9 protein-coding genes are annotated in these 11,717 nt (G+C 66.9%); 4 read left to right on the forward strand and 5 right to left on the reverse strand.

The genetic code is table 11. From position 1 onward, the window contains the following. Positions 1-36 precede the first annotated feature (36 nt). The 4 genes from ACWC21_RS25450 to ACWC21_RS25465 all read left to right on the forward strand — a co-directional run bounded on the left by ACWC21_RS25450 (position 37) and on the right by ACWC21_RS25465 (position 5,148). Positions 37-1,845: an ABC transporter substrate-binding protein gene (locus tag ACWC21_RS25450; RefSeq protein ID WP_450885207.1), complete on the forward strand. Its 1,809-nt coding sequence runs from the start codon at positions 37-39 to the stop codon at positions 1,843-1,845. 92 nt (positions 1,846-1,937) lie between these two features. Then, complete coding sequence (locus ACWC21_RS25455) at positions 1,938-2,918, forward strand: ABC transporter permease (RefSeq protein WP_450885130.1); 981 nt, start codon at positions 1,938-1,940, stop codon at positions 2,916-2,918. Positions 2,919-2,940: 22 nt separating this feature from the next. Beyond that, complete coding sequence (locus tag ACWC21_RS25460) at positions 2,941-4,005, forward strand: ABC transporter ATP-binding protein (RefSeq protein ID WP_450885131.1); 1,065 nt, start codon at positions 2,941-2,943, stop codon at positions 4,003-4,005. Positions 4,006-4,032: 27 nt separating this feature from the next. Continuing rightward, positions 4,033-5,148 (forward strand): ABC transporter ATP-binding protein, encoded by a 1,116-nt coding sequence (locus ACWC21_RS25465; RefSeq protein WP_450885132.1) that lies wholly within the window; start codon positions 4,033-4,035, stop codon positions 5,146-5,148. A 184-nt stretch (positions 5,149-5,332) separates the two neighbouring features. Here ACWC21_RS25465 and ACWC21_RS25470 read toward each other — a convergent pair whose 3' ends face one another. The 5 genes from ACWC21_RS25470 to ACWC21_RS25490 form a co-directional block, all read right to left on the reverse strand. After that, on the reverse strand, positions 5,333-6,376 hold the full coding sequence (locus ACWC21_RS25470) for an ABC transporter ATP-binding protein (protein WP_450885133.1): 1,044 nt from the start codon (positions 6,374-6,376) through the stop codon (positions 5,333-5,335). A 26-nt stretch (positions 6,377-6,402) separates the two neighbouring features. Then, a complete protein-coding gene (locus tag ACWC21_RS25475) occupies positions 6,403-7,440 on the reverse strand; it encodes an ABC transporter ATP-binding protein (RefSeq protein ID WP_450885134.1) in 1,038 nt (345 codons plus the stop codon). Positions 7,441-7,486: 46 nt separating this feature from the next. Beyond that, the gene (locus ACWC21_RS25480) at positions 7,487-8,470 is read right to left on the reverse strand and encodes an ABC transporter permease (protein WP_450885135.1); all 984 of its coding nucleotides are present in this window, start codon (positions 8,468-8,470) and stop codon (positions 7,487-7,489) included. Positions 8,471-8,582: 112 nt separating this feature from the next. Further along, a complete protein-coding gene (locus ACWC21_RS25485; protein WP_450885136.1) occupies positions 8,583-10,343 on the reverse strand; it encodes an ABC transporter substrate-binding protein in 1,761 nt (586 codons plus the stop codon). 77 nt (positions 10,344-10,420) lie between these two features. Beyond that, a complete protein-coding gene (locus ACWC21_RS25490; RefSeq protein ID WP_450885137.1) occupies positions 10,421-11,449 on the reverse strand; it encodes an ABC transporter permease in 1,029 nt (342 codons plus the stop codon). Positions 11,450-11,717: the final 268 nt, after the last annotated feature.

The raw sequence follows: 11,717 nt of genomic DNA on the forward strand, positions 1-11,717 counted from the left end.
TTCACTGGTGACACACGGATGGGTGGAAACTGAGTGATCAGCAAGGGCGGACACCGCGCATACGCCGCACTGTCGGTGCTCGCGGCCGGGGCACTCGTGCTCACCGGTTGCAGCAAGGGCGGCAGCGACACGGGCGACAACCGGAAACAGGACCAGAAGAACGCCGAACGTCAGCAGGCGTCCATCAAGTTCGGGGACGCGGCGGACTCCCGGGGCCCCGCCCCCGCGGTACCGGGCGCCAGGAGCGGCGGCACCATCAGCGTGCCGAACCGCGACAGCCTGGCCCACCTGGACCCGGCCCAGATCTACGTCTCCAACGAGAGCCAGGTCGCCCAGCTCTTCCACAGAGGGCTCACCGGCTACAAGGCCACCAGCAACGACGGTGCCAAGCACGAGCTCGTCGGAGACCTCGCCACCGACGCCGGCACCACCACGGACGGCGGCAGGACCTGGAAGTACACGCTCAAGGACGGCATCAGGTTCGAGGACGGGTCCCCGATCACGTCCAAGGACGTCCGCCAGACCTTCGAGCGGCTGTTCGCGTCCTTCATCAACACGGGCCCGACCTACCTCCAGCAGTGGCTGGCCGACACCCCGGGCGCCGACTACCGCAAACTGCTGCCGGACGGCCCGTACAAGGGCAAGCACCTCCCCGACAGCGTCCTGGAGACGCCGGACGCGAAAACCGTCGTCTTCCACTTCAGGAAGGCGCACCCCGACCTGCCCTACGCCCTGGGCCTGGTGGGCTACTCGATCGTCTCCCAGAAGGGCGACACCAAGGAGAAGTACGACAGGAAACCGCTGGCGACCGGCCCGTACAAGATCCAGTCGTTCAAGTCCGGCAAGTCGATGGTGCTCGTCAGGAACCCACAGTGGGACCCGAAGACGGACCCGCTCCGGCACCAGTACGTCGACCGGTTCGACTTCACCTTCAACCAGCAGTACGAGGACTCCACCAAGGCGCTCATCGCGGACAGCGGCGCCGACCGGACCTCCGTGAGCCTCCAGAACGGGGTCGACGCGGGCAACCTGTCCAAGGTGCTCGGCGACCCGAGGATGAAGTCCCGCACGGTCAAGGGCTACCAGCCGTTCGTCGGCCAGATGAACATCAACCTCAGCCACCCGGCGATGAAGGACAAGAAGGTCCGCGAGGCCATCGCGTACGCGCTGCCCGTCTCTCCCTTCCAGCGCGCCTACGGCGGCGCCGACGCGATGGAGATCCCCGGCGGCGTCATCGGCCCGACCGTCAGCGGTTACGACCCGAACTTCGACCCGTGGGGCAGGAAGAAGAAGCCCGCCGGTGACCCGGCCAAGGCCAGGAAACTCCTCCAGGAGGCCGGCAAGGTCGGCATGAAGCTGACCTTCGGCTACATCAACTCCCAGGAGGGACAGGCGTACTCCACCGCCATGGCGGCGGGTCTGAAGAGGGCCGGCTTCGACGTCCAGCGCCAGGAGATCCCGGCCGAGTCGTACTACGACCAGGTCGGCAAGATCAACAACAACTACGACATCTTCAACACCAACTGGGCCGCCGACTGGCCGTCCGCCTCGACCGTGATCGCGCCGTTGTACGACGGCCGGACGATCGCCGACGGCGCGTCGAACTACTCGCAGATCAACGACCCGAAGGTCAACAGCGAGATCGACCGCATCAACGGGATCACCGATCCGGTCAAGGCCGCGGCCGAGTGGGAGAAGCTCGACAAGTACCTCGTGAAGGACGTCATCAACGTCGTACCGACCGGCTACTTCAAGCAGGTCCAGATCGCCGGTTCCAGGATCGGCGGCCTCGCCTACGACGACGTCATCGCCGGCATCGACCCGCGTCGCCTGTACGTCAAGTAATCCCCGCCCGACCGGTGTCCGGCGCCCGCCCGCCTCGCCGCGGAGCCGCCGGACACCGCCCGGTCCGCTGACGTCTGAGAGCTGCCACTGCCATGCTGCGCTTCCTCGTCCGCCGGTCGCTCGGCGCGCTCGTCATCCTCTTCCTGCTGAGCATCGTCGCGTTCCTGCTGTTCTTCGGAATGCCGCGGGACCCGGCACTGCTGATGTGCAGCAAGGGATGTACGCAGGCCAACATCCAGAACATCCACCACGTCCTCGGCCTCGACAAGCCGATCCCGGAGCAGTACTGGATCTTCCTGCACAACCTCGTGCTGGGCAGCGACGACTTCACCCAGGGGCCCTGCCCGGCGCCCTGCTTCGGTTACTCGTACCACACGAACGAGCAGGTCTGGCCCACCCTGATGGACCGGCTGCCCACCACCGTCTCGCTCACGCTCGGCGGGGCCGTCTGCTTCCTGGTCCTCGGTCTCGGCACCGGCCTCCTCGCCGCCTGGAAGCGCGGCACGCTCGTCGACAAGAGCTTCACGGCCGGGGCGATGGTGATCAGCTCGATGCAGATCTACTTCCTGGGCCCACTGGCCCTGGCGATCCTCGTCTACCACACCCACCTCCTCGACAAGCCGGCCTACAACGACTTCACCGCCGACCCGGTCAGCTGGTTCACCGGACTCGTCCTGCCCTGGACGGTGCTGTCGACGATCTTCGCCTCGCAGTACACACGCATGGCACGCTCCTCGATGATCGAGCAGCTCCAGGAGGAGCACGTGCGGACCGCCCGCGCGAAGGGCATGTCCCGCCGGTACGTCTTCTTCCGCTACGCCTGGCGCGGTTCGCTGATCCCCATCGTCACCATCTTCGGCATCGACCTCGGCTCCCTGCTGGGCGGCGCCATCATCACCGAGTACACCTTCGGCCTCCCGGGGCTCGGCCGGCTCGCCGTGGAGTCGGTGTTCTTCAGCGACCTGCCTCTGCTGCTGGGGGTCATGCTGTTCTCGGCCACCATGATCCTGCTGTGCAACATCGTCGTCGACGCCTGTTACGCCTTCATCGACCCGCGCGTACGGCTGGCCTAGCCACCGAGGAGGAGTCACTGCCGTGACCACTGAGACCAGGGAGGACGGGGCCCCCGTCCCCGCCGACGCGGGTGTCTTCCTGTCGGTGCGCGACCTGCACGTCAGCTTCAGGACCGAGGACGGGATCGTTCGGGCCGTCGACGGGCTCTCCTTCGACCTCGAAAGAGGACGGACACTGGGGATCGTGGGGGAGTCGGGCTCGGGGAAGTCGGTGACGAACCTGACGATCCTGGGCCTGCACAACCCGATGTTCACCACCGTCGAGGGCGAGATCCTGCTCGACGGACAGGAGGTGACGACCGCCCGGGAGTCCGAGCTGGAGAGGCTGCGCGGCAACAAGGTCGCGATGATCTTCCAGGACCCGCTGACCGCGCTGTCCCCGTACTACACGGTGGGCCGCCAGATCGCCGAGCCGTACATGAAGCACATGGGCGCCTCGAAGAAGACGGCCTGGGAACGGGCGGTGGAGATGCTCGGCAAGGTCGGCATCCCCAACCCCCGGCAGCGGGCCAAGGACTACCCGCACCAGTTCTCCGGCGGTATGCGCCAGCGCGCGATGATCGCCATGGCGCTGGTCTGCGACCCGGACCTGCTGATCGCCGACGAACCGACGACCGCCCTCGACGTGACCGTGCAGGCCCAGATCCTGGACCTGCTGGGGGACCTGCAACGGGAGTCCGGTACCGGCATCGTCTTCATCACCCACGACCTCGGGGTGATCGCCGACATGGCCGACGACATCATGGTGATGTACGCGGGCGGCGCGGTGGAGCGGGGAACCGTGCAAGAGGTACTGCGCTCGCCGCAACACCCCTACACCTGGGGCCTGCTGAACTCCATGCCGCGCCTCGACTCGGACCCCGGGGCACCGCTGTCGCCGATCCCCGGCACGCCCCCCTCACTGCTCGCCCCGCCCTCCGGCTGCCGCTTCCACCCCCGCTGCACCTTCCGGGACCGAGTGGCGGGTACCGGCCGGTGCATCGGGGAACGTCCCCTGCTGGGGCCGGACCGCTCCTCGGCCTGCCACCTGACGGCGGAGCAGAAACGCGACATCTTCATCGGCGAGATCAAGCCCCGGCTGGGCTAGAGCTCCAGGCATTTGGAGGACACCGGCATGAAAGAGGACCTGGTCCTTCCTGCCCCGCGGGAGTCGTTGGGCGGGGAGGACGCGGAACCCCTGCTGGAGGTCGCCGGACTGACCAAGCACTTCCCGGTCAAGGGCGGGTTCCCGATCCGGCGGACGGTGGGGCACGTCCAGGCCGTGGACGGCATCGACCTGACCGTGGGGGTCGGGGAGAGCTTCGGCCTGGTGGGGGAGTCGGGCTGCGGCAAGTCGACGACGGGCCGGCTCGTCACACGGCTGCTGGAGCCGACGAGCGGGACGATCTCGTACCGGGGGCAGGACATCAGCCACGCCTCGCGCAGACAACTGGCGCCGGTCCGGTCCGAGATCCAGATGATCTTCCAGGACCCGTACTCGTCGCTGAACCCGCGTCAGACGGTGGGCCGGATCATCAGCAACCCGATGGAGATCAACGGGATCGAGCCGGAGGGCGGGCGGGAGAAGCGGGTCCGCGAGCTGCTGGAGATCGTGGGTCTCAACCCCGAGCACTACAACCGGTTCCCCCACGAGTTCAGCGGCGGCCAGCGTCAGCGCATCGGTGTGGCACGGGCGCTGGCGCTCGAACCCAAGCTGATCGTCGCCGACGAGCCGGTCTCGGCGCTGGACGTCTCGATCCAGGCGCAGGTGGTCAACCTGCTCCAGGAGGTGCAGCGGGAACTGGGCATCGCGTTCCTGTTCATCGCCCATGACCTGGCCGTCGTCCGCCACTTCTCGCAGCGGGTGGCGGTGATGTACCTCGGCAAGATCATCGAGGTCGGCGACCGGGACTCGATCTACGCCCGGCCCCGGCATCCCTACACGCACGCGTTGCTGTCGGCGGTGCCCGAGGTGGACCTGACGGGCGAGGAGTCGGGCGGCCGCGAACGCATCCGCCTGGCCGGCGACGTACCGTCCCCCATCTCCCCGCCGTCCGGCTGCCGCTTCCGCACCCGCTGCTGGAAGGCCCAGGACAAGTGCGCGGCCGAGGAGCCGCCCCTCGTCCGGATCACCGGCAACGGCCCCGGCCACCTCACGGCCTGCCACTTCCCGGAGGACCCCACGACCGAGGCCCGCGAGGAGGACATCGTCCTGGACCCGGCGCTGACTGCGTTGGAGGAGGCGGAGTGACCGTGCGTCAGGGAAATCGCGCGACCCAGGGAAAAGGTGTGGCCGGGCAGTTGATCAACCTGAAGGCCCGTGCCTCGGGAGGCACGGGCCTTCGGTCCCTGGAACCGGACGACCAGAGGGCTCGGGTCGATGGGCAGGTGATTGCCCGTTCCGTAGGCGGCGGCCGACGGAAAAAGGGGGTGTGTCAGCCCGCCGTCTCGGGGGCCTTGGCGAGGCGGGGCGCCGGGACGGTGTCCGCGGTCTCCGGGTAGTGGCACGCCGTCAGGTGGCCCGGCTTGTTGCCCTCGACCTGGACCAGCGGCGGGGCCTCCGACGCGCACTTGTCCGTCGCCTTCCAGCAGCGGGTGCGGAAGCGGCAGCCGGAGGGCGGGTTGATGGGGGACGGCACGTCGCCGGTGAGCCGGATGCGCTCGCGGGGCTCCTCGTCCACCGTCGCCTCGGGCACGGCGGAGAGCAGGGCGCGGGTGTAGGGGTGGCGCGGGTTGTCGTACAGGTCCTCGCGGTCGGCGATCTCGACGATCTTGCCGAGGTACATCACCGCGACGCGCTGCGAGAAGTGCCGGACGATCGCCAGGTCGTGCGCGATGAAGACGAACGCGATGCCGAGTTCCTTCTGCACCTTCTGCAGCAGGTTCACCACCTGCGCCTGGATGGACACGTCGAGCGCCGACACCGGCTCGTCGGCCACGATCAGCTTCGGCTCCAGAGCCAACGCCCGGGCCACGCCGATGCGCTGGCGCTGGCCGCCGGAGAACTCGTGCGGGAAGCGGTTGTAGTGCTCCGGGTTGAGGCCGACTATCTCCAGCAGTTCGCGAACGCGCGCCTCGCGGCCGCCGGCCGGGTTGACGTCGTTGATCTCCATCGGGCCGGAGATGATCTTGCCGACCGTCTGCCGCGGGTTCAGGGAGGCGTACGGGTCCTGGAAGATCATCTGGATCTCGGACCGGATGGGCGCGAGCTGCTTGCGGCCCGCGTGCGTGATGTCCTGCCCACGGTAGGTGATCTTGCCGCCGGTCGGTTCCAGCAGCCGCGTGATCAGGCGGCCGGTGGTGGACTTGCCACAGCCCGACTCACCGACGAGGCCCAGGCTCTCACCCTCGGCCACCTGGAAGTCCAGGCCGTCCACGGCCTGCACCGCGCCGACGGTACGCCGGATGGGGAAGCCGCCCTTGATCGGGAAGTGCTTCGTCAGTCCCGAGACGTCCAGGAGGGGGTTCGTGTTGCTCATGATCGTGAAATCCCGTCTCGTGTCCGTCAGTTGTGCCGGGTTCCGGCGAAGTCGGGGAAGAGTTCCTGCTTCTGCTCCGGAGTGAGGTGGCAGGCGGCGCCGCGGCCCTCGACCACCTCGAGCAGGGGACGCTCGCTCGAGCATTTCCCGCCGGCCACCTTCTCGGCGAACGAGCACCGAGGGTGGAAGCGGCAGCCGGTGGGCGGGTTCAGCAGCGAGGGCGGCGAACCGGGGATCGGTGAAAGCGGCACGTCCACCGGGCCGTTCAGACTCGGCATCGAGTTCAGCAGCCCCAGGGTGTAGGGGTGCTGCGGGGAGCGCAGCACCTCCTCCTTGGTGCCGCGCTCCACGCACCGGCCGCCGTACATCACCAGCACGTCGTCCGCGATGTCGGCGATGACGCCCAGGTCGTGGGTGATGAAGATGATCGCGGTCCCGAACTCCTGCTGGAGGTCCTTGAGCAGGTCCATGATCTGGGCCTGGACCGTGACGTCGAGGGCCGTGGTCGGCTCGTCGGCGACCAGCAGCTCCGGGTCGCAGACCAGCGCCATGGCGATCATGGCGCGCTGGCGCATGCCGCCGGAGAACTGGTGCGGGTAGTCGTCGACGCGGACGTCCGGCTGCGGGATGCCGACGCGTCGCAGCATCTCGATCGCGCGCTTACGGGCTTCCGACTTGGACGCGCCGGTGTGCTTGCGGTAGGTCTCGGCGATCTGCGTGCCGATGGTGTGGTAGGGCGAGAGCGAGGCCAGGGCGTCCTGGAAGATCATGGACATCTTGTTGCCGCGCAGCCGCTCCAGCTCCTTCTCGGAGGCGGTGAGCAGTTCCTTGCCGTCGAGCAGGATCTCCCCGTCGATGGAGGTGCGGGCAGGGTCGTGCAGGCCCAGGATCGTCAGGTTGGTGACGGACTTGCCGGAGCCGGACTCACCCACGATGCCGAGAGTCTGCCCCTTGGCGAGGTCGAAGCTGAGTCCGTCGACGGCCTTGACGATGCCGTCCTCGGTGGAGAAGTGGACCCTGAGGTCCTTGACGGAGAGGAACGGCTGCTGATCGGTGCTCGTCACGGGGACGCTCCTGGGGTGATGCGAGGGGTAGGGGGTGGGGCGGAGGTCAGGCGAGCCGGATCCGCGGGTCGATGAGGGCGTAGACGGCGTCCACGATGATGTTGGCAAAGACGATCGCGCCGGCCGCCAGGACGGTCACCCCCAGCAGCATCGGCAGGTCGCTCTGGTCCACGGACTGCACCGCGAGCCGGCCGACGCCATGCAGGCTGAACGTCGACTCGGTGATGATGGCACCGCCGATCAGCGTGCCCAGGTCGATGCCGAACAACGTGACGATGGGACCCATCGCGCCACGCCAGGCGAACCGGAAGAACACGTTCGCGCGGGAGAGGCCCTTGGCGCGGGCGGTGCGGACGTAGTCCTCGGTGAGCTGCTCGACCAACTGAGAGCGTGTCATACGGGTGTAGTTGGCGGTGAAGATGATCGCCAGGACGAGCCAGGGCAGCAGCAGACCGGAGAACCAGGCGCCAGGGTCCTCGAACAACGTGCTGTCGTCCTGAGGCTGGTCGAGCCATCCCAGCTTCGCGACGAAGACGAACATCGCGATGTAGCCGACGAAGTAGATCTGCAGGGAGGAGCCGAGCAGCGAGGCCGAACTGGCGAACTTGTCGAGGAACTGGCCCTGCTTGAGGGCGGCGAGCATGCCCGCGCCGACACCGAGGATCAGGAAGACGACGGCCGCGCCGAAGGCGAGCGACAGGGTCGTCGGCAGCCGGTCCTTGATCGTGTCGAAGACCGGCACGTTGTTGGCGAAGGAGTAGCCGAAGCACGGCGCGTCACAGTGCCCGAAGCCGGTGTAGTCGCGGCCGACGAAGACGCCCTTCAGCCAGTACCAGTACTGCACCGGGATGGGGTGGTCGATGCCCAGGTTCTTCCGGATCTGCGCGAGGTTCTCGGGCGTGCAGTTCTTGCCGCAGGACATCATCGCGGGGTCACGCGGTACGGCGTAGAAGAGCCAGAAGGTGATGGCGCTGATGATCAGGAGGATGACCACCGCACCGGTGACTCGGCGGACTAGGAAGCGGAACATGAGGCGTGACTTTCCGGACGGGGCGCCGTCGCCGGGAGTGAGGAGAGGGGGGTGGGAGGAGGTGCCGCATGGGGCGGCCATGCGGATGGCCGCCCCATGCGGTCGTGCCGGCCTACTTCTTGGCGTAGAGCTTGCTGAGCGCGACGCAGGTGTTGCCGGCGTCCCAGATGACGTTGCCGACCTTCGAGCCGTACAGGTAGTTACGGATCTTGTAGTAGTCGGGGACGGCCGCGGCCAGCTCCATGATCATCCTGTCGACCTTGCCCCAGGCCTTGTTGGCCTCGTTCAGGTCCGCGATCTTGCTGGCCGCGTCGATCGCCTTGTTGACGCCCGGGTCGTTCAGCTGCGAGTAGTTGCTGCGGCCGTCACCGATGTTCTTGCCGCTGAAGGTCGGGTAGAACTCCGAGTAACCGGTCGGCCAGTCCGGGCTCCAGCCGGCCGCGAACAGGTCGAAGCCGTTGTCGATCTTGCCGATCTGGGTGTAGAAGGTCGACTTGTCGATCTGCTTGTTGACGACCTTGAAGCCGGCCGCCTCCAGGGCGTTCTTGATGGCGACGGCCATCTTCACCGCGGTGTCCGACTGCTGGTAGGCGATGACCAGCTTCTGGCCGACCTTGCCGGCCTCCTTCAGCAGTGCCTTGGCCTTCTCGGGGTTGCCGCCCGGCTTCTTGTCCACGCCGTACAGGTCGTACTTGGTGTATCCGGGGGTCACCGGGGCGAAGATCGTGGTGGCGATCTCCTGGCTGTAGGCACCGCCGTTGATGGTCTGCAGCTGCTGGTGCGGCCAGGCGTAGTTGATGGCCTGGCGGACCTTGAGGTCCTTGACGCGGGTCATGTTGATCGGCCAGTAGTAGGTGGCCGTGTCGACCGCGGTGAGGACGCGCTTCTTCAGCTGGGGGTTGGTGAGCACCTGGGCGATGCGCTCGGGCGCGACCTCGTTGAAGATCGGCACCGCGTACTGGTCGTTGCCCTTGTCCGCGATCCAGCGGTCGGTCGACGCCACCAGCTCGTAGCCCATCTGGAAGACGTACTTGTCCGGGTAGGCGTTGCGGATCGAGTCCGTCTTCGGGTCCCAGTGCTCGTTGCGCACGTAGGTCATCTGCTTGCCGATGCTGCGGCTCTCGATCTTGTACGGACCGCAGGAGAACGGGCGCTTGTCGTACTTCTCCTTGGTGTCGTGCTTCTTCGGCACCAGGGAGTAACCACGCATCGCGAGCGTGTAGTTGAAGTCGGCGCGGGCTTCCGAGAGACGGAAGGTGATGGTCTTCCCGTCGACCTCGATGGAGCTCAGGCTCTTGCCGTCGTACGGACCCTTGTACTTGTCGCCGCCCTCGAGGAACTGCTGGACGTAGCGCGGACCCTCGGTGACGAAGGAGGCGAAGAGGCGCTCGAAGGTGTGGCGGACGTCGTCCATGGAGAGGTCGGAGCCGTCCTCCCACTTGATGCCGTCCTTGATGGTGAAGGACCAGGTCTTGCCGCCGTCCTTCATCGTGCCGGCGTCGGTCGCGGCGTCACCGACCAGGGTGGCGTTGCCCTTGGCGTCCAGCTTGTAGCCGGTCAGACCGCGCATGATCGGGACGGTGATGGCGCCCTCGGTCGAGACGTAGATCTGCGCCGGGTCCAGGTGGTCCATGTCGAACTGCTGCAGCGAGTAGATCGTCCCGCCCTTGACCGCGCCCGTGACCTCGGGAGCCGGGCCGGTGGAGTCGGCCTTGGTGCCGACCGGGATCTGCGTGGTCTTGGAGCCGTCGACCTTCGGGGCCTTGTTCTGCGAGGAGCCGCCTCCGTCGCCGCTGCTGCAGGCGCTCAGCACCGAGGTCGACGCCGCGGCGACGCCGGTGGCGATGAGGAAATTTCTACGCGAGAAGGACATGCTTCCTGCCTTGAAGTGGGAGTGATGAGAGAGATCCGGCACCCCGGCGCCTAGGCCGCGGTCCTGAAACGGCCGGACTAGCGCTTGGTCTTGGGGTCGAGTGCGTCGCGCACCGAGTCACCGAGCAGGTTGAACGCGAGGACGAAGATCACCATGGCCACACCGGGGAAGAGCATGAAGGTGATGTCCTCGGTGTAGAACATCGCGCCACGCTGGATCATGACGCCCCAGTCCGGGGTCGGATCGATCATGCCCACTCCGAGGAAGGCGAGACCCGCCTCGGTGGTGACGTACGCCGGGAGCATCAGCGTGGACTGGATGATGATCGGCGTCCACAGGTTGGGCAGCAGTTCCTTGAAGACGATGCGCATCGGAGACGCACCCGTGACCTTGGCCGCCTCGACGAACTCCCGTTCGCGCAGGCCGAGTACCTGGCCGCGCAGCAGGCGGGCGAGGGAGGCCCAGCCGAAGACGGAGAGGACGATGATCAGGCCGGCGGCCCGCAGCGAGGTCGGGATGTTCTCGTCGGGGGCGACGAAGAGGCCGTAGACGACCGGCATGAAGGCGATGAAGAAGAGGGTGGACGGGAACGACAGCAGGATGTCGATGACCCGGCCCACGAAGTAGTCCGTCCTGCCCCCGAGGTAGCCCGCGGTGACGCCGATGACCACACCGAGGACGCTGGTGAGCAGTGTGGCGGCGAGCGCGATGCCGAGCGAGTTGCGGATCGCGTAGAGCAGGAAGGTGAACACGTCACGGCCCAGCTGGGGCTCGACGCCGAACCAGAACTCGCTGCTCATGCCGCCGTTCGGGCCGGCAGGGTACGAGAAGGGGTTGAGCAGCTCCGGCCGTGCGCTCGCGTAGGTCGTGTACGGGTCCTTGCCGTACAGCTTCGCTATCAGCGGCGCTGCTATCGCGATCACGAAGAAGAAGATCACGACGTAAGCGGATATAACGCCCGTGCGGTCGCGCTTGAAGCGCTTCCAGGCCAGCCGTCCCGGGGAACGCCCCTCGCTGCCCTTCGGGTCGCCGGAAGTGGTCGACTTCGCGACGGACTCGTCGGTCACCTCGAGGGAGACAGCCGTAGATGAAGTTGGGAGGGTCATGGTGCTCCTGGCCCAGGGAGGGTCTGATGACTCCGCAGGGCACTCCCCTACGGGCTACGCCGGACTTTTTCAACGCAATTCATTCAAGGTCAATAAATTCTCGGGCGACTTGGCTGGCTCTTTACCTTCTTTGCCCGTACTTGACCATTCCGTAGCTACGCGGGTAGCGCGCTGTGATCGAACTGTGCTTCACATCGGACCAAAGGGGCGAACGGCGCAATGAGTTCGATATGCGGACACTCGTGTGTCGAATACGTACATCGACCGG

The organism is Streptomyces sp. NPDC001348 (assembly GCF_053597535.1).

Coding starts and splice junctions, on each gene's coding strand:
- ACWC21_RS25455 (WP_450885130.1), top strand. CDS start 1,938: ATGCTGCGCTTCCTCGTCCGCCGGTCGCTCGGCGCGCTCGTCATCCTC.
- ACWC21_RS25465 (WP_450885132.1), top strand. CDS start 4,033: ATGAAAGAGGACCTGGTCCTTCCTGCCCCGCGGGAGTCGTTGGGCGGG.
- ACWC21_RS25470 (WP_450885133.1), bottom strand. CDS start 6,376: ATGAGCAACACGAACCCCCTCCTGGACGTCTCGGGACTGACGAAGCAC.
- ACWC21_RS25480 (WP_450885135.1), bottom strand. CDS start 8,470: ATGTTCCGCTTCCTAGTCCGCCGAGTCACCGGTGCGGTGGTCATCCTC.
- ACWC21_RS25485 (WP_450885136.1), bottom strand. CDS start 10,343: ATGTCCTTCTCGCGTAGAAATTTCCTCATCGCCACCGGCGTCGCCGCG.
- ACWC21_RS25490 (WP_450885137.1), bottom strand. CDS start 11,449: ATGACCCTCCCAACTTCATCTACGGCTGTCTCCCTCGAGGTGACCGAC.